Source organism: Amycolatopsis sp. NPDC104863, from assembly GCF_055582965.1.
In genome coordinates this window covers 1620300-1638082 of sequence record NZ_JBVJOW010000001.1, presented here as the reverse complement: position 1 = coordinate 1638082, position 17783 = coordinate 1620300, and the positions used below count along the sequence as shown (strand labels likewise).

Sequence of the window (17783 nt, the reverse complement as noted above, 5' to 3'; positions counted from 1 at the left end):
CCCCGCCGTGGTCACCTTCGCGTTTACAGTCGGGTTGGGTGGACGCTGCCGTTCGGAGGAGGCCATCGTGGACTTGTCGCTCGCCTCCCTCGAACAAGGGGTTCCCTTCGCCGACCGGCACATCGGGCCCGGTCCGGACGAGCTGCGCCACATCCTCGACGTCATCGGCGTCGCCTCGCTGGACGAGCTCGCCGAGTGGGCCGTGCCGTCGTCGCTGCGGGAGTCCGCCGAGCCGCTCGTTCTTCCGCCGGCGGCCACCGAAGCCCAGGCGCTCGCCGAGCTCCGGGAGCTGGCCTCGCGGAACCGGCCGATGGCCCAGATGATCGGCCTCGGCTACCACGACACCGTCACCCCGCCCGTCATCCGGCGCAACGTGCTCGAGAACCCCGCCTGGTACACCGCCTACACGCCCTACCAGCCGGAAATTTCGCAGGGACGGCTCGAAGCACTGCTCAACTTCCAGACCATGGTCGCCGATCTGACCGGGCTGCCGGTCGCGAACGCGTCCCTGCTCGACGAAGCCACCGCGGCCGCCGAAGCGATGACGCTCGTGCGCCGGGCGGGCAAGTCCGCGTCGAACCGCTTCGTCGTCGACGAGGACACCCTGCCGCAGACACTCGCCGTGCTCCGGACCCGCGCGGAGCCGCTGGGCATCGAGCTGGTCGTCGAAGACCTCTCGCAGGGGCTCACCGGCCTGGGGCTCGGCGGCGACTTCTTCGGGGTGCTGCTGTCCTACCCCGGGGCGTCCGGCGCGGTGCGCGAGCTCGACCTGACGATCGCCGACGCGAAGAAGCACGGCGCCGCGGTGGTCGTCGCCGCGGATCCGCTCGCGCTGACCCTGCTGCGCCCGCCGGGTGAGCTCGGCGCCGACGTCGCGGTCGGCTCGACGCAACGCTTCGGCGTCCCGATGGGCTTCGGCGGCCCGCACGCCGCCTACCTGGCGGTGCGCCAGGGCCTCGAGCGGCAGCTGCCCGGCCGGCTCGTCGGCGTCTCGAAGGACGCGGACGGCGCACCCGCGTACCGGCTCGCCCTCCAGACGCGCGAGCAGCACATCCGCCGGGAGAAGGCGACGTCGAACATCTGCACCGCGCAGGTCCTGCTCGCGGTCATGGCGTCGATGTACGCGGTGCACCACGGACCCGACGGGCTGCGCGGGATCGCGCTGCGGGCGCACCGGATGGCCACCGTGCTCGCGGCCGGGCTGTGTGAGGGCGGCGTCGAGGTGGTGCACGGCGAGTTCTTCGACACGGTCCTCGCGGCGGTGCCCGGCCGGGCGGACGCGGTGGTCGCGGCGGCCCGCGACCTCGGGGTGAACCTGCGGCGGGCCGACGACGACCACGTCGGCGTCGCCTGCGACGAGACCACGACACGTGAGCGGCTTTCCTGCGTGTGGAAGGCGTTCGGCGTCTCGGTGTCCGATGTGGACGGCCTCGACGCGGACACCGCGGACGCGCTCCCGGCGCCGCTGCGGCGCACCAGCGCGTTCCTGACCCACCCGGTGTTCCACGCGCACCGCTCGGAAACCGCGCTGCTGCGCTACCTGCGGGAGCTGTCCGACAAGGACGTCGCGCTCGACCGGAGCATGATCCCGCTCGGCTCGTGCACGATGAAGCTCAACGCCACCGCGGAGATGGAGCCGGTCACCTGGCCCGAGTTCGCCGGGCTGCACCCGTTCGCGCCGGCCGAGGACGCGGCCGGGCTGCTGACCGTCGTCGCCGACCTCGGCGCCTGGCTCGCGCGGATCACCGGCTACGACACGGTTTCCCTGCAGCCCAACGCCGGCAGCCAGGGCGAGTTCGCGGGCCTGCTGGCGATCCGGGCGTACCACCGCTCCCGCGGCGAGCACACCCGCGACGTCTGCCTGATCCCGGCCAGCGCGCACGGCACGAACGCGGCGAGCGCCGTGATGGCGGGCATGCGAGTGGTCGTCGTCCGCTGCGACGACGAGGGCAACATCGACCTCGCGCACCTGAAGTCCACTGTGGACGCCCACCGCGGCGACCTGGCCGCGATCATGCTCACCTACCCGTCGACGCACGGGGTCTACGAGGACACCGTCGGCGAGGTCTGCGCGGCGGTGCGCGACGCGGGCGGGCAGGTCTACGTCGACGGCGCCAACCTCAACGCCCTGATCGGCGTCGCCCAGTACGGCCGGTTCGGCGCCGACGTCTCGCACCTCAACCTGCACAAGACTTTCTGCGTTCCGCACGGCGGTGGCGGCCCCGGGGTCGGCCCGATCGGGGTCCGCGCGCACCTGGCGCCGTTCCTGCCGAACCACCCGCTGCAGCCGGCCGCCGGCCCGGTGACCGGGGTCGGCCCGGTCAGCGCGGCGCCCTGGGGCAGCGCGTCGATCCTGCCGATCTCGTGGGCCTACGTCCGGATGATGGGCGCGGAAGGCCTGCGCCGGGCGACGCTGGTCGCGGTGGCGAACGCCAACTACGTCGCGAAGCGCCTCGGCGAGCACTACCCGGTCCTGTACGCGGGCCGCTCGGGCCTGGTCGCGCACGAATGCATCCTCGACCTGCGGCCGCTGACGAAGGCCACCGGCGTGACGGTGGACGACGTCGCGAAGCGCCTGGCGGACTACGGGCTGCACGCGCCGACGATGTCGTTCCCGGTCGCCGGCACGCTGATGGTGGAGCCGACGGAGAGCGAGGACCTCGCCGAGCTGGACCGGTTCTGCGCGGCGATGATCGCCATCCGCGGCGAGATCGACCGCGTCGCCTCGGGGGAGTGGCCGCTGGCCGGCTCGCCGCTGCGGCACGCGCCGCACACCGCGCGCTGCGTGGCGGGCGAGTGGGAACGGCCGTACAGCCGGGAGACGGCGGTGTTCCCGGCAGGCCCCGCGGCGACCAAGATCTGGCCGCCGGTCCGCCGCATCGACGGCGCGGCGGGGGACCGGAACCTGGTCTGCTCCTGCCCGCCCCCGGAAGCCTTCGCCTGAGCGCGGTCACGCCGAAGCTGCCAGGCGCACCAGCAGCTCCGTCCGGCTGGTCAACCCCAGCTTGCGGTAGATCTGCTGGAGGTGCTTCTGCGCCGTCCGCGGGCTGATGCCGAGGTGGCGTGCGATGTCCCGGTCACCCGCGGCGTCCGCGACGAGCCTTGCCACCTGCCGTTCGCGGGTGGTCAGCAGCGTGAGCTCCGGACCGGCGAGGGGCCGGACCGGCGGCCGCTCCTCGCGGGCCAGCGCCTGGCCGAGGTGCGGCGCCAGGAGGTCGACCCAGGCCCGGTCCCGCGCCGAGAACCCCGGCCGGGAACGGCTCAAGGTCAGGATGCGGCCGTGCCGGTCGTCGACCTGGACGATGCACAGCAGCTGGTCGACCGTGCCCCGCGGGCGGTAGTAGTCGGTGTACAGCGGCAACGCGCGCAGCGTCCGCAGGTCCGCCAGGTCGCTCAACGCCGCCGACGTCCCCAGCGGCAGCCGCCCGTCGCGGTGGGCCGCGAACGCCGGGTGCTGGTACACCTGGGCCCGGAACCCGGCGTGGCGCAGCAGGTTGTGCTCCGGCCGGTCGGTCACGGCGCCGGTCAGCCGCCGGGTCGTGTGCTCCGCGCTGGTGCACGACGCGAAGTCGCAGCCGACGAGCCGGGCGAGCCCGGCCAGCCCGGCCGCCGGCCCCTCGGCCCGGAACTCCCGTGCCACTTCGAGGGCGCGGTGCAGGTGCCGCGCCGTCAGTTCACTGCTCACTCCCGATCCCCCTCGGCTCGCCCGGTGAAGAAAGACCCGGGCGGGCCGAGGGAGATACGAACTCCGACGTTACGGGGCGATCCGGACGTTCAGCGTGGTGTTCGCGCCGGCGCTCACCATCGACTGCGCGATGCTGCTGATCCCGGCCGGTGCGCTGTAGGAGTTGTTGTTGCTGTCGTCCTCGTCATCGGTGTGGAAGAAGCCCGACGAGTCCACCCCGGAGAACACGAGGTAGCCGAAGCCGACGTTCGGGAACGCCGTCGTCGTGGCCACCCCGGGCGCGAAGAGGCAGAACCGCAGCAGCGTGTTGCTGTCGCTCACGTTCGGGAAGATGTTGCCGGAGGAGAAGTTGGTGTTGCCGTCGTCTTCGTTGTCGAACCGGCGCGAGAACTCCTGGGAGCCGTTCGGGCAGTTCGCGCCCAGCTTCAGCACCGCGTAGGGCCGGAACGAGCCGGACTGCGTGACCCCGCGGAACGCGGTGCCGTTGACCCGGCAGAAGAACATCTCCGTGTTGCTGGTGCTGCTGACGGCCCCGATGAACCCACCGCGCGAGTTGGCGTTGCCCGAGTCCTCGTCGTCCATCCGGATGACGATCGCCTCGGTCCCGACCGGGCAGGACCGGCCCGCCGGGATGACCCCGACGTCGGTGGTGGCCGCCTGGGCGGGCGCGGCGGCCAGCGTGAGCGCGCCGGCGAGTGATGCGAGCAGCAGCGCCGGAACGGTGAAGAGTCGTTTCATGGTGTGGTTTCCTCCCCTGGGACGGTCTGACCGCTCAAGGACACCAACCCGGCGGGGCCGCCGGCCATACGCACTTCTGCGTACGCGGGCCCACGGCGTCCGCACAGGGACGGCGGGTAGGTTGACGCCCATGGCGAGTGCGCACGGTCCTGATCGGACGTCCGTGGTCGTGACCGGCGGCAGCGGCTTCATCGGCCGGGCCGTCGTGCGCGCCCTTCGCGACCGGAGCGTCCCGGTCACCGTCGTCGACCGGGTCCCGTTCCCCGAGGACCTCGACGGCGTCCGCGTCGTGACCGGCGACCTGCGCGACGCGGCCGTCCGCGAGGAAGCCGTGACGCGGGAGACCGCCGGCATCGTGCACCTCGCGGCGCTGACGTCGGTGCTGAAGTCGGTCGAGCTGCCCGAAGACACCTTCGCCGACAACGTCCTGGTCACCCAGGAGCTGCTGGAGCTCGCCCGGCGCCGGGAGGTGCCGAAGTTCCTGCTCGCCTCGACCAACGCCGTGATCGGGAACGTCGGCACCGCGACCATCACGCCGGACCTGCCGCTGCGGCCGCTGACGCCCTACGGCGCGACCAAGGCGGCGTGCGAAATGCTGCTCTCGGGCTACGCCGGCGCGTACGGGATGACCACGTGTGCGTTGCGGTTCACCAACGTCTACGGCCCGGGAATGTCCCACAAGGACAGTTTTGTGCCGCGGATGATGCGGGCCGCGCTGACCGGCGCCGGGGTCAGGATCTACGGTGACGGCCGCCAGCGCCGCGACCTCGTGCACGTCGACGACGTCGTCCGCGCGATCCTGCTGGCCCTCGAGAGCGGCCACTCGGGCCGCGCGATCGTCGGCGCCGGGCGGTCGGTGTCGGTCCTGGAGATGGTCGAGGCCGTGCGCGAGGTGACCGGCGCCGAGCTGCCGGTCGAGCACGTCGAGGCCCCGGCGGGGGAGATGCCCGCCGTGGTCGTGGACGTCTCGGCCAGCGGGGAGACGATCGGTTACGAGCCGTCGGTCTCGCTCACCGACGGCCTGGCCACGGCGTGGAAGTACTTCTCCAACCTCGATCGTCCCAACGGGACACCGTGAAGCCGTTCCTCCGGCGGCACTGGCTGCTGCTCCTGCTCCTCGTCCCGGCGATCGCGCTCCGGGTGCTGACCTGGCTCGCCTACCGGCCGGCGCTGCTGTTCATCGACTCGTTCCGCTACATCGACAACCTGCACGCGCTGCGCGCCGACCAGCTCGACCCGATCGGCTACGACCTCGTGCTGCGCCCGCTGCTGGCGGTGGGCGGGCTCGCGTGGGTGGCGGCGGTGCAGCACGTCGGCGGTGTGCTGATCGCGATCGGCGTCTACGCGCTGGTGCTGCGCCTCGGCGGCCGCCCCTGGGTCGGCGCGCTCGCCGCGGCGCCGGTGCTGCTGGACGCCTACCAGCTGCAGATCGAGCAGAACATCATGTCCGAGGTCGTCTTCGAGGCGGTCCTGCTCGGGCTGCTGTGGCTGCTGCTCGGCAAGGGCGCTCCGGGGTGGAAGCGAGCCGGGCTCGCGGGCCTGCTCGTCGGGTTCGCCGTGCTGACCCGCCTGATCGGCATCTCGCTGGCCCTGCCGCTGCTGGTCTACCTGGTGGCCGCCGGGGGAGCGTGGCGGCACTGGGCGGGCTGGCGCCGGGCCGGCGTGGGTGTGCTCGGGCTCCTGGTCGTGCTGGCGCCCTACGCGGCGCGCGTGCACTCGGAGACCGGCAAATGGGGCCTGACCGGGCCGTCGGGGAACATGCTGTACGGCCGCACGGCCGCCATCGCCGATTGCGCAGCCCTCCACCTCGACCCGACGCTGCGGGTGTTCTGCCCGGCCGAGCCGCGCGAGACGCGGCTGGTGGACAACTACACCCACGCCGACCTCGACCCCAACTGGCCGGGCCCGCTGCCGCCCGGCGCGGACAAGGCCGCGCTGGCGCACGAGTTCGCGATCGACGTGCTGAAGGAGCAGCCCGGCGACGTCGCCGCGGCGATCCTGAACGACTTCGCCAAGAGCTTCGCCTGGACCCGCGAGCAGGACCCGACCGACGTCCCGCTCGACCGGTGGCAGTTCCAGCTGAGCTACCCGCAGTGGGCCGACCAGTCGCTGATCGACCTCGTCACGCAGCAGAACGACGGGGTCACCGCGAGCGTCGACCAGCCGCTGGCCAAGTTCCTTCGCGACTACCAGCTCGGCGGCGGGTACGTCCCGGGCGCGGTGCTCGGCATCGGCGCGCTGCTGGGGCTGCTGACGGTGTTCCGCCGCAAGAAGCCCCTGGACAAGGCGCGGGCGGGTGCGCTGCTCGCGGCGTCGAGCGGGCTGGTCCTGCTCTTCGCCTCGGCGGTCTTCCAGTTCTCCTGGCGCTACCAGATCCCCGCATTGGTCCTGCTCCCGCTGGCCGGCGCGCTCGGCTTCACCACGCTGACCTCGGCCAGCCGGAAACGCCTCGCCGCGTTCCCGGACGACGTCGACATCGGCGCGCTCGACGACTTCCGCGGCCGGCACCCGGACCTGACGCTGGCCCCGCTGACCGTCGTCATCGCGGCCTACAACGAGGCCGGCGGGATCGGCGAGGTCCTGGAGAAGATGCCGGACCAGTGCCTCGGCATGCGCGTGGACGTCCTCGTGGTGGTCGACGGCGGCACCGACACCACCGCCGAGATCGCCGAGGAACACGGCGCGTACGTCTGCGTCGCGCCCCGCAACCGCGGCCAGGGCGCGGCACTGCGGCTCGGCTACCACCTCGCGGCCGAGGCCGGCGCCGAGTACGTCGTGACGACCGACGCCGACGGCCAGTACGACAACAGCGAGCTCGAAGCCCTGGTCAGCCCGGTCGTGGACGGCACCGCGGACTTCGTCACCGGGTCGCGGAGGCTCGGGCACGAAGAGGCCGACAGCCGCGTCCGGTGGCTCGGCGTGCGCGTGTTCGCGGTCCTGGCGTCGGTGCTGACGGCGCGGCGGATCACCGACACGTCGTTCGGTTTCCGCGCGATGCGGGCCGAGCTGGCCTGCTCGGTGCCGCTCAACGAGCCGCAGTACCAGTCGTCGGAGCTGATGCTCGGGGTGACCGCGCGCGGCTCCCGCGTCGTCGAGCTGCCGATGAGCATGCGCCTGCGCAAGGCGGGCAAGAGCAAGAAGGGCGGCAGCCTCGTCTACGGCGCGAACTACGCCCGGGTCATGACGGGGACGTGGTGGCGGGGGTACGTGCTGCGCCGCGGCCGAACACGAGCCGGTCGAGCAGGGTGAACTTGACGACGAACACCAGCGCGTAGCTGGCCACGTACGCGCCGTCGACGAGCACGACCCACCAGAAGTGCGGCAGGTCCAGCGGCGTCAGCAGCGAGCCCGCCAGCGTCGTCAGGCCGATGGACGCCAGCCCGCCGAGCCCGATCACGACCAGGTAGGGCAGCAGTTCGCGGCGGACGCGCGGGCGTCCGGTGCGGCCCCACACCCAGCGGCGGGTGACCACGAAGTTCAGCACCGCGCCGGCCGCCCAGGCCAGCGTGCTCGCCAGGGCCGCCGCGCCGCCGGTGGCGAGGACCGCGAGCAGCACGACCTGGCTGAGGACCGTCGCCGCGACCGACGTCGCCGCGGCGCGCGCCAGCCGGGCCCAGCCCCGGCGGCGGGTCTTCTCCGTTGTGCGAGGCCGCACGCCGTTGGTTACGGTCGTCATGCCCCCATCCTCCCCGCGGGCTCGGCGCGCCGCCGTCCGGGTCCCCTACGCATAGGAGATTCACAGCCTATTGCCAGGTCTTCATCAGCAGGTGATCGATAGCGTCGGGGGGCGTAAACGAGCAGGAAAGGCGGCACAATGCGTGTGCTGGTTCTCGGCGGTGACGGATATCTGGGCTGGCCGACCGCGCTGCACTTATCGGACAAAGGCCACGAGGTAGCCGTTCTCGACAATTTCGCCCGCCGTGGGTACGACGTCGAACTGGGCGTCGAAAGCCTCGTCCCGATCGAGTCCCTGGCCGACCGGATCGCGGCCTGGCAAGAGGTTTCCGGCCGGGAGATCACCAGCTACGAGGGCGACCTGCTGGACGCGGAGTTCCTGTTCGGCGCGGTGCGCGACTTCGCGCCCGACACCGTCGTCCACTACGCGGAGCAGCGGTCGGCGCCGTACTCCATGATCGACCGCGAGCACGCGGTGTACACCCAGCACAACAATGTGATCGGGAACCTGAACCTGCTGTACGCGATCGCGGAGATCAATCCGGCGATCCACCTGGTCAAGCTGGGCACGATGGGCGAATACGGCACGCCGAACGTCGACATCGAAGAAGGCTGGCTGGACCTCGAGCACAACGGGCGCGCGGACCGGGTGCTGTTCCCGAAGCGGCCCGGGTCGTTCTACCACCTGACCAAGGTCCACGATTCGCACAACATCGAATTCACCTGCCGCGCCTGGGGGCTGCGGGCGACGGACCTCAACCAGGGTGTCGTGTACGGCCAGCAGACCCCGCAGACGGCGCTCGACCCGCGTCTGGCGACGCGCTTCGACTACGACGCCGTGTTCGGCACGGTGCTGAACCGGTTCGTCATCCAGGCGGTGCTGGGCCAGCCGCTGACCGTGTACGGCAAGGGCGCCCAGACCCGCGGCCTGATCGACATCCGCGACACCGTGGAGTGCATCCGGCTCGCCGTGGAGAACCCGGCCGAGGCGGGGGAGTTCCGCGTCTTCAACCAGATGACCGAGAGCATGTCGGTGGCCGCGATCGCCGACCTCGTCGCCGAGCGGTTCCCCGGCCCGGTGCAGATCGAGCAGCTGGAGAACCCGCGCACCGAGGCGCCGGAGCACTACTACAACGTGAAGCACACCGGGCTGGTCGGCCTCGGGCTGGAGCCGCACCTGCTGTCGGACACGCTGATCGAGTCGATGTTCGACATCGTGGGCGCCAACAAGCACCGGGTGAACCCGGACAAGCTGCGCCCGACCGTGCGCTGGCGGGGCGCGCTCAAGAGCTGACACCGCGGGGAGGCGTGCGGGTTCCCCTGCCCGGGAGCCCGCACGCCGTTCTTTCAGCCCGGCAGCTTGTCGAGGAAGCCGTGCACCTTCGTGATCCGGCCGTCCTCGAGCTCGACGACGTCGAACCCGATGGCGACCGGCTCGGCGCCCGGCGTGCCGAGGTGCCAGTGGAACCGCGCGAGGTCGTGGTGGGCGTCCGGGTCGGCGGGCAGGCTGAAGGTGAGCCCGGCGAACTGCTGCTGCGCGCCGGCGACGAACTGGTCGATCCCGTCGTGCCCGGTGACGGCCCCGAGCGGGTCGGTGTACCCGGCGCCCTCGGTGAAGAGGCCGGCGATGAGCTCCCGGCGCTTGGTGTCGTCGGTCTCGTTCCAGACGGCGATGTACTGCTCCACGACGGTGCGGACGTCGGTCATGGGGTGCTCCTTCGGTTGGGGGACAACGGCTTCTGTCGTCCCGGTGCTGAGCACGACTCTGACGCGGCCGCGGCCGCCCGTCGATTACGCGGGAGGTAATGCGGGCGCGCCGCCGCGGGTATTACCCCGGAAGTAATGGCAGCGGCCCGGTGATCGCCGTAGCGTCGCCCGGGTGACGACTACGGTGCAGGCGGCCGCGCGGCAGCGGCCGGTCGGGGAGCTGCTGCGGGAATGGCGCGACCGGCGGCGGATCAGCCAGCTCGACCTTTCGATCTCGGCGGACATCTCCACCCGCCACCTCAGCTTCGTGGAGACCGGTCGCTCCCAGCCGAGCCGGGACATGGTGCTGCGGCTCGGCGAGCACCTCGACGTGCCGCTGCGGGAGCGCAACCGGCTGCTGCTGGCCGCCGGGTACGCGCCGGCCTACACCGAGAACGCCTTGGGGGACCCCGAGATGAGCTCCGTCCGGCAGGCCGTGCGACTGCTGCTCGCCGGCCACGAGCCGTACCCGGCCGCCGTCGTCGACCGGAACTGGAACCTCGTCGACGCGAACGCCGCCACCGGCCTGTTCGTCGCCGGGATCCCGCCCGAGCTGACCACCAACGTGCTGCGCGCGACCCTGCACCCGGACGGCATGGCCCCGCACGTGGTGAACCTGGGGGAGTGGCGGGCCCACCTCCTCGGCCGGCTGCGGCGGCAGGTGGGCCAGACCGCCGACCCCGGGCTCGCCGACCTCCTGGAGGAGCTGCGCGGCTATCCGTGCGATCAGCCGGTGCCCGAGGTGGAGGTCCCCGGACCGGGTGACATCTTCGTGCCGCTGAAGTTCTGCCACGAGGGCGTCGACCTGACGTTCTTCAGCACGGTGTCCACCTTCGGCACCCCGCTGGACATCACCGTCGCGGAACTGGTGATCGAGTCGTTCTTCCCGGCCGACCCGGCGACGGCCGGTTATCTGCGCGAGCGGGCCGCCCGGGTGGAATGATGGGGTTCCGGAAGCCCCGCGCAGCAGCACCCGAAGTGAGGTTCAGCGGTAGATGGCCGTTCCTTCGCTCGCCCTGTCCGACGGAGTCCGCATCCCGCAGCTGCTGTTCGGCGTCGCGGGGCTGATGCCGGCCGAAACCGGCCGGGCCGTCCGCATCGCCCTCGACACCGGCTACCGCGGCATCGACACCTCACCCGAAACCGCGCCGGCGGTGGGCACGGCCCTCGCCGCGGCCGAGGTGCCGCGCGAGGAGCTCTTCCTCAGCGTCAAGGTGCCCGCCCGGGGTTACGACACCGCGCGCCGCGCCGCCGACGACGCGCTGGCCGCGCTCCAGGTCGACCAGGCCGACCTGTGCCTGCTGGACGGCACGCAGGGCTCGTTCACCGACACGTGGCGCGCGCTGAGCCGGCTGCGCGCCGACGGCCGCGTCCGCGCGGTGGGCGTGGCCGGCTTCGGCGTCTCCGAGCTGCGCCGGCTGGCCGACGCCACCGGCGCGGTCCCCGCGGTCAACGTCGTGGAGCTGCACCCGTGGCTGCAGCAGCTGCCGCTGCGCGAGTTCCACGCCGAGCGCGGCATCGTCACGGCCGCGTCGAGCCCGGCCGCGAACGGCGCGTTGCTGGCGGACGAGACGGTCACCGCGCTCGCGGCGAAGTACGGCAAGACACCGGCCCAGATCGTGCTCCGCTGGCACCTGCAGGACGGCACGGTCGCGGTGGCGGCGTCGGCCACCACGACCCGCATCCGCGAGAACTTCGGGATCTTCGACTTCGAGCTGGCCGACGACGACCTCGCCGTGGTGGCCGAGCTCGACAACGGCACCCGCGTCTAGGCCGGTTTGATGCCCGCGGCGGCGAAGTCCGCCTGCTGGGCGGGCTGCTCGAGGAACTCGCGGAACGTCTGGGCGGCGCGCAGCACGGTGTCGTCGATGCCGGTGCCCGAGAGCCCGATGAACGGGTAGTCCGCCGACCGGGCGTTCGCCACCGACTGGGCGGGCGAGCCGATCATTTCGGGCTTCTTGGTGGTCAGCTCGCTGACCCAGTACGACGACTCGGGCAGCCAGGCCGCCGGGAGACCGCCGATGGCGTCCAGGTTGGACCGGCCGACCAGCGCGTCGAGCACCTGCGACGAGGGCTTGGCTTCGATCATCACGTGCACGCACTGGCCGTGCACCACGGTGGCGGCGGCGTTCCACCGGTCGGCCGCGGCGGTGAGCGGCTTCTGCGCGCTCGGGGTGACGATGATCCGCATGTGCGAGGTGCCGGTGGAGCAACTGGCGGCTTGGGCCTCGGCGCGGCTGTTGAGCTCGCTGTCGGCCCAGTTCCACCCGACCACCCCGAGCCCGATCAGGGCGGCGAGCACCAGACAGGCGATGGGCCACCCGGCGATCCGGCGGCGGGGGGCCTTCTTGCCGACGATGCGGTGCGAGCCGGTCGCCTCGCCCTTGCCGAGGGTGCGGTGGGAGCCGGTGGATTCGCCGGCGCCGGCGGTGCGGTGGGAGCCGGTGGACTCGCTCGCGGCGGCGACGCGAGTGGAGGCGGTGGCTTCGCTCGCGGCGGCGACGCGCTGGGATCCGGTGGATTCGCTGGCGCCCGCGGTGCGGTGGGAGCCGGTCGGCTCGCTCGCGCCGGCGGTCCGGTGCGGACCGGTGTTCTCGCTGCGGCCGCGGCTCCGGCGGGAGGCGGTGCCGTCTTCGCCGTTCGCGGCCCGGCGGGCGGCACGCGCGCTTTCGCGGCGGCCGGTGGTCTGGGGCGTGTCACCGCCGGCGGGGTTCCGGCGCGACCGGGTGCCTTCGCCGCGGGAAGCGGTGTCTTCGCGGCTCGGGTCTTCGCCGCGGCCGACGGTGCGGAAGGAGCCGGACTGGTCGCTGCGCGCGGTGATCGGGTAGTTGCCGGAGGCCTCACCGTGCCGGGTGATGACCTCGGTTCGCTCGGCCGCGGTTTCGTTCTGCACCGCGCCGCGGGGACCTTCACCGCGACGGGCCGGGTAGGCGCCATCGCGGCGAGCCGTGACCGGGTAGGAGCCGGAGCTTTCACCGCGACGGGCGGCCGGGTAGCTCCCGGAGGCCTCGCCCCGGCCGGTGGGGTGGGCGCCAGTGGTCTCGCCGCGACCGGCGACGGGGTAGGAGCCGGAGCTTTCGCCCCGGCGGACGGCCGGGTACGCGCCGGAGGCTTCCCCGCGAGGGGTGGGGTGGGATCCGGTGCTCGCGGCCGGGTAGCTGCCCGAGGCCTCGCCGCGTCCAGTGGGCTGGGAACCGGTGCTCGCGGCCGGGTAGTTGCCGGAGGCTTCGCCGCGGCTGGTGGGATGGGACCCGGTGCCCGCGGCGGGGTGGCTGCCGGAGGCTTCGCTGCGGCCGGTAAGCGGGGCGGCGGCGGCACCGCGGCTCGCCACGGGGTAGCTGCCCGAGGTTTCGCTGCGGCCGGCGGGGTGGGAACCGGTGCTCACAGCCGGGTAGCTGCCCGAGGCCTCGCCGCGTCCAGTGGGCTGGGCGTCGGCGGCCGCACCGCGACCTGCCGCGGGGTAGGAGCCGGAAGCTTCACCGGGACGGGCCACAGGGTACGAGCCAGATGCTTCACCAGAACGGGTGACGGGATAAGAACCGGAAGCCTCGCCTCGACCGGGAGCCCGTGAGGCGCCGCGGCCCGCGATGCCGAACGCTTCGGAGATGGAGCTGCGCTTGGGAGTCCGAGAGGCGCCGGAGGCCTCGCCACGACGAGCGGCCGGGTACGAACCCGAGGCTTCGCCGGGGCCCGGGGTGGCCGGCCGGCCCTCGCGCGGCGTGCGGTCCTGAGGGTGCGGCACCGGCTCCTCGTCCCGTGCGTGTCGCCCCATCGTCATCCTTTCGGGGGTGAGCGCATGCCAAGCACGCGCTGCGATGCAATCAAACCGTTATCACCCTAACAGGTGAGTATCGGAGAGAGAATAATCTGACTCACAGTTGCCCGCGCTCAGGGTGCTGCGCTGACCAGGCGATGGCAAAGCGCAATCAGGCGATGACGCACCGGCGCGGCCCGGCGGGCGAAACCGCCCTGGGAGCGGGCGTATTCGGCTCTTCCCGCGGCGGTTTCGATCCGCACCGGCGGATATCCGAGCCCGGCCAGGTCGTACGGGCTGGCCCGCATGTCGAGCGTCCGGATCTCGACCGCCAGCTCGAAACAGTCCGCCACGAGCTCCGCGGGCACGAACGGGTCGAGCTTGTACGCCCATTTGAACAGGTCCATGTTCGCGTGCAGGCACCCCGGCTGCTCGAGTGCGACCTGCGTCTCCCTCGTGGGCGTCAGCTCGTTGCGGGGCCGCGCCGGTCCGGTGAAGAAGCGGAACGCGTCGAAGTGCCCGCACCGGATGTCGAGCGACTCCACCACCGCGTCGGTGCCCGCGGAGCCGAGCCGGAGCGGGACCTGGTCGTGGCGCACCGAATCCGCCGGCTCGCGGTAGACCATGGCCCACTCGTGGAGGCCGAAGCAGTTCAGCCGCGGGGAGCGCGACGCCGTCGCCGTCAGCAGGCCGAGGACGAACTCCGCCGTCCGCCTCTTTCCTTCGGGAACTCCCGACGGATCCAGCCGGACGCCGTCGGGCGTCGAGACGTAGCCCTTGCGATCCAGGAAGCGCCGCGCCGCGGGCCCGGCGAGCGCGACGCCGGGCCCGGGCTGCCACCGTTCGAGGTGCGACGGCCGGTACGAGTAGTAGGTGAACAGGAAGTCCAGCACCGGGTGCTTCTCGCCCCGCGACCGGCGCTCCTGGTGCGGGACCGTCCACCTCCGCATCCGCTCGGCGTGCGCCGCCTCCCGGGCCAGCCAGTCCGGTTCGGCGAGCACTTCGACGGCGGTCATGCGCCGACGTGGGTTCCGTCGCGCACCGTGCCCACGTACTCCTCGACGAGGTCCTCGAGGGCGACGACCCCGACGGCGTTCCCACCCGTGTCGAGCGCCCGCGCCAGGTGGCTGCCTTCCTTGCGCATGGCCGAAAGCGCGACGTCGAGCCGTGCGTCGGCCCGCAGCTCGGTGAGCGCGCGGGTCTTCGCCGCGGGCACGATCGTCGCGGGGTCGTGGCCGGCCAGGTCGAGGACGTCCTTCACGTGGATGTAGCCGGTCAGCCGCCCGTCGTCGGTGCACACCGGGAAGCGTGAGAAGCCGGTGGACGACACCGCCCGCTCGACGTCGCCGACCGTCGGCCCGCATGGCAGCGTGGTCAGCTCGGCCGTCGGCACCAGCACGTCGGCCACCGTCTTCTGCACCGACGACAGCGTCTGGGTGAGCCGCCGGTGCTCGGACTGGTCGATCAGGCCCTCCCGGCGCGACTCGCTGAGCAGCTCGGCCAGCTCGTCGGACGTGTAGGCCGTCTCCAGCTCGTCCTTCGGCTCGACCTTCACCGCGCGCAGCAGCGAGTTGGCGACGAAGTTGAGCAGCCAGATGAACGGGTTGGCGAGCTTGACCCAGCCGACGTGCACCGGCACCAGCCACAGCGCCAGCTTCTCCGGCTCGGCGATGGCGAGGTTCTTCGGCACCATCTCGCCGATCAGGACGTGCAGCACGGTGATGAACGCCAGCGCGATGGCGAACGAAACCGCGTGCAGCAGCGTCTCGGGCAGGCCCAGCAGGTCGAAGAACGCCGACAGCCGGTGCGCGATCGCGGGCTCGCCGAGGCGGCCGAGCAGCAGCGAGCAGATGGTGATGCCCAGCTGTGCGCCGGCCAGCATCAGCGACACGTGCTTGCTCGCGTTGATCACGATCTTCGCGCGGGTCTTCCCCTGCTCCAGCAACGCTTCGAGCCTGTCCCGCCGCGAGGAGATCAGGGTGAACTCCGCGCCGACGAAGAAGGCGTTGGCGAGCAGCAGGACCACCACGAGGGCGATGTTCAACCAGTCGCTCACGAGGCCACCTCGGCTTCCACCGGCGCCCGGACCGGGGCCACCTCGACCTCGGCGATCCGGCGCTTGTCCATCGTGGTCACCGTGAGCCGCCAGCCGTCGACCTCAGTGGCGTCCCCTTCGGCGGGGATCTTGCCCAGCCGTTCGAGGATCAGCCCGGCGATGGTCTCGTAGTCGCCGTCGGGCATCCGGAACCCGGTGACGTCGGTGATCTCGTCGGCGCGCAGCTGGCCGGAGACCAGCCAGCTGTCGGTGCCGACCTGCTGCGAAGCCGGCGCTTCGCGGTCGTCGTGCTCGTCGCGGACGTCGCCGATGATCTCCTCGACGACGTCCTCCAGCGTCACGAGCCCGGCCGTGCCGCCGTACTCGTCGACGACGATCGCGAGCTGGAAGCGCGAGTCGCGCAGGCGGTCGAGCAGGTCGTCGCCGGGCAGCGACTCCGGCACGGTCGGCACCGGCCGCATCACCGAGCCGATCGGCACGGCGGCGCGCTCGGCGGCGGGCACGGCGAAGGCCTGCTTGACGTGCACGGCGCCGCGGACGTCGTCGAGGTCCTCGGCGTGTACCGGGAACCGGGAGAACCCGGTGCGGCGCGAGATGTCGATGAGGTCCTCGATCGTGTCGCCCACGGCGAGCGATTCGAGCTGCACCCGCGGGGTCATCAGCTCCTCCGCGGTGCGCTCGCCGAACCGCAGCGAACGGTCCAGCAGCTCCGCGGTGGACGTGTCGAGCGTGCCGCTCTCGGCGCTGGACCGCACGATCGAGCCCAGCTCCTGCGGCGAGCGCGCGGACCGCAGCTCCTCCTGCGGCTCGACGCCGAACTTGCGGACGAGGAAGTTCGCGCTGTTGTTCATGATCGTGATGAGCCAGCGGAACAGCGCGGAGAACCGTGAGTGGTAGCCGGCGACCGCGCGCGCGGTCGGCAGCGGCCGGGCGATCGCGAGGTTCTTCGGCACCATCTCGCCGAGGATCATCGACAGCGAGGTGGCGATGACCAGGGCGAGCACGATCGAAGCGCCCTCGGCGAACCCGGTCGGCAGGCCGATGCCGGTCAGCAGTGGCCGGACGAGCTCGCCGATCAGCGGCTCGGCCAGGTAACCGGTGATCAGCGTCGTCAGCGTGATCGCGACCTGGGCGCCGGAGAGCTGGAACGACAGCGTCCGGTGGGCCTTCTGGACGGTCAACGCCCGGCGGTCGCCGACCTGGCGGACGTTGGCGTCCACCGTGCTGCGCTCGAGCGCGGTCAGGGAGAACTCGGCCGCGACGGCGAGCCCGGTGCCGACCGTCAGCAGCACGAAGAGGAGGACGCCGAGCACGGCGAAGAGGATCTGGGTCATTCCGCACCCGCCCTGGCGGCGGGGGATGAACCTATCGGACAGCCGGGTCGGTCACCCGGCTCGGTACTGTCACCAGGTGACGGCGCTGCGCGCACGAAACGGTCACTCCTAGTAGTGAATGGGCGTGTACTGCGAAGATGTCGCAATCTTAACGTGTTCTTGGCGCTTGTCGCGGCAGTTCCGGTGTGTCGGCGCGCTCACCTGACCCGGTGGCTCAGCGCGGTTCGCGTCCGAGCAGGGCGACGAGCCGGGCGGCCGCCCCCGCCCCGCGGTGCACCGCGACCGGCGGGTCGAACAGGCCGAGGCCCTGCCAGTCGTCCACCCACGGCCGGACGACGTCGAGCAGCCGTTCGGCCAGCGGCTCGGCGACCGGTCCGGGCCGGCCCAGCGCGGTGGTGAGGTCCCAGGCGTGCACGGCGGCGTCGACCGTCATCTGCCAGCCGTACTCGCGGGCCGGCACGAGCCCGTGGGAGAGGTGCACGGCGCGTTCGAGCACCCCGTCGTCGAGGAAGGCCTCCCGGGCGGCCTCGGCGGCCGCGTCCCAGGCGGCGACCGGGTCTTCGCCGAGGACGTCACCGTCGAAGCGGTCACCGACGTCGTCGAGGGTGGCGCCGGCGAGCACCGAAGGCGCCCACAGCTGCTCGGCGACGACGTGGTTCACCAGGGCGCGGACGGTCCATTCGGTACACGGCGTCCGGCGGTCCCAGTCGGTGGTCGCGGCGCTGTGCACGGCGTCGCCGAAGGCGCGCAACGCCTGGCCGTGCGCCTCGAGAAGATCCACGCGGCCATTGGACC

General features: G+C 72.3%; 15 protein-coding genes. 6 read left to right on the top strand and 9 right to left on the bottom strand.

The window, feature by feature from the left end; all coding sequences use genetic code 11:
* Nucleotides 1–64 precede the first annotated feature (64 nt).
* Nucleotides 65–2944, top strand: coding sequence for an aminomethyl-transferring glycine dehydrogenase (gcvP, locus tag ACZ63J_RS07280; RefSeq protein ID WP_465398779.1), 2880 nt, complete (start codon nt 65–67; stop codon nt 2942–2944).
* Between the two features lie 6 nt (nt 2945–2950).
* Here gcvP and ACZ63J_RS07275 read toward each other — a convergent pair whose 3' ends face one another.
* Together ACZ63J_RS07275 and ACZ63J_RS07270 are read right to left on the bottom strand one after the other, a co-directional pair.
* Nucleotides 2951–3685 carry a helix-turn-helix transcriptional regulator gene (locus tag ACZ63J_RS07275; protein WP_465398468.1) on the bottom strand — a complete coding sequence of 245 codons (735 nt, stop codon included), beginning with the start codon at nt 3683–3685 and terminating at the stop codon, nt 2951–2953.
* 69 nt (nt 3686–3754) lie between these two features.
* Nucleotides 3755–4423, bottom strand: a complete 669-nt coding sequence (locus ACZ63J_RS07270; RefSeq protein WP_465398467.1) for a hypothetical protein — start codon at nt 4421–4423, stop codon at nt 3755–3757.
* Between the two features lie 130 nt (nt 4424–4553).
* Here ACZ63J_RS07270 and ACZ63J_RS07265 point away from each other — a divergent pair, with 130 nt between their 5' ends.
* Nucleotides 4554–5501, top strand: coding sequence for an NAD-dependent epimerase/dehydratase family protein (locus tag ACZ63J_RS07265; protein ID WP_465398466.1), 948 nt, complete (start codon nt 4554–4556; stop codon nt 5499–5501).
* The gene (locus tag ACZ63J_RS07260) at nt 5498–7672 is read left to right on the top strand and encodes a glycosyltransferase (protein ID WP_465398465.1); all 2175 of its coding nucleotides are present in this window, start codon (nt 5498–5500) and stop codon (nt 7670–7672) included. The genes ACZ63J_RS07265 and ACZ63J_RS07260 overlap by 4 nt, the downstream gene beginning before the upstream one ends.
* Here ACZ63J_RS07260 and ACZ63J_RS07255 read toward each other — a convergent pair.
* Nucleotides 7602–8099: a GtrA family protein gene (locus ACZ63J_RS07255; protein WP_465339698.1), complete on the bottom strand. Its 498-nt coding sequence runs from the start codon at nt 8097–8099 to the stop codon at nt 7602–7604. The two genes, ACZ63J_RS07260 and ACZ63J_RS07255, sit on opposite strands and share 71 nt — an antisense overlap.
* Nucleotides 8100–8237: 138 nt before the next feature.
* On the opposite strand from ACZ63J_RS07255, the gene ACZ63J_RS07250 reads away from it, so the two are divergent.
* A complete protein-coding gene (locus ACZ63J_RS07250; RefSeq protein WP_465339697.1) occupies nt 8238–9392 on the top strand; it encodes an NAD-dependent epimerase/dehydratase family protein in 1155 nt (384 codons plus the stop codon).
* Nucleotides 9393–9445: 53 nt separating this feature from the next.
* Here the strand turns inward: ACZ63J_RS07250 and ACZ63J_RS07245 are convergent, their stop codons facing one another.
* Nucleotides 9446–9805, bottom strand: coding sequence for a nuclear transport factor 2 family protein (locus tag ACZ63J_RS07245; protein WP_465398464.1), 360 nt, complete (start codon nt 9803–9805; stop codon nt 9446–9448).
* A 172-nt stretch (nt 9806–9977) separates the two neighbouring features.
* Here ACZ63J_RS07245 and ACZ63J_RS07240 point away from each other — a divergent pair, with 172 nt between their 5' ends.
* Nucleotides 9978–10787, top strand: a complete 810-nt coding sequence (locus ACZ63J_RS07240; protein WP_465398463.1) for a helix-turn-helix domain-containing protein — start codon at nt 9978–9980, stop codon at nt 10785–10787.
* A gap of 52 nt (nt 10788–10839) precedes the next feature.
* Nucleotides 10840–11616, top strand: coding sequence for an aldo/keto reductase (locus ACZ63J_RS07235; RefSeq protein WP_465398462.1), 777 nt, complete (start codon nt 10840–10842; stop codon nt 11614–11616).
* On the opposite strand, the gene ACZ63J_RS07230 is transcribed toward ACZ63J_RS07235, so the two are convergent.
* From ACZ63J_RS07230 to ACZ63J_RS07210, 5 genes are all read right to left on the bottom strand, one after another.
* On the bottom strand, nt 11613–13229 hold the full coding sequence (locus tag ACZ63J_RS07230) for a hypothetical protein (RefSeq protein WP_465398461.1): 1617 nt from the start codon (nt 13227–13229) through the stop codon (nt 11613–11615). The genes ACZ63J_RS07235 and ACZ63J_RS07230 overlap by 4 nt on opposite strands.
* 503 nt (nt 13230–13732) lie before the next feature.
* Complete coding sequence (locus ACZ63J_RS07225) at nt 13733–14614, bottom strand: 3-methyladenine DNA glycosylase (protein ID WP_465398460.1); 882 nt, start codon at nt 14612–14614, stop codon at nt 13733–13735.
* Nucleotides 14611–15654 (bottom strand): hemolysin family protein, encoded by a 1044-nt coding sequence (locus ACZ63J_RS07220; protein ID WP_465305250.1) that lies wholly within the window; start codon nt 15652–15654, stop codon nt 14611–14613. Before ACZ63J_RS07220 ends, ACZ63J_RS07225 begins: the two co-directional genes overlap by 4 nt.
* Nucleotides 15651–16988: a hemolysin family protein gene (locus tag ACZ63J_RS07215; RefSeq protein WP_465398459.1), complete on the bottom strand. Its 1338-nt coding sequence runs from the start codon at nt 16986–16988 to the stop codon at nt 15651–15653. The genes ACZ63J_RS07220 and ACZ63J_RS07215 overlap by 4 nt, the downstream gene beginning before the upstream one ends.
* Before the next feature lie 214 nt (nt 16989–17202).
* A complete protein-coding gene (locus ACZ63J_RS07210; protein ID WP_465398458.1) occupies nt 17203–17769 on the bottom strand; it encodes a TIGR03086 family metal-binding protein in 567 nt (188 codons plus the stop codon).
* Nucleotides 17770–17783 lie beyond the last annotated feature (14 nt).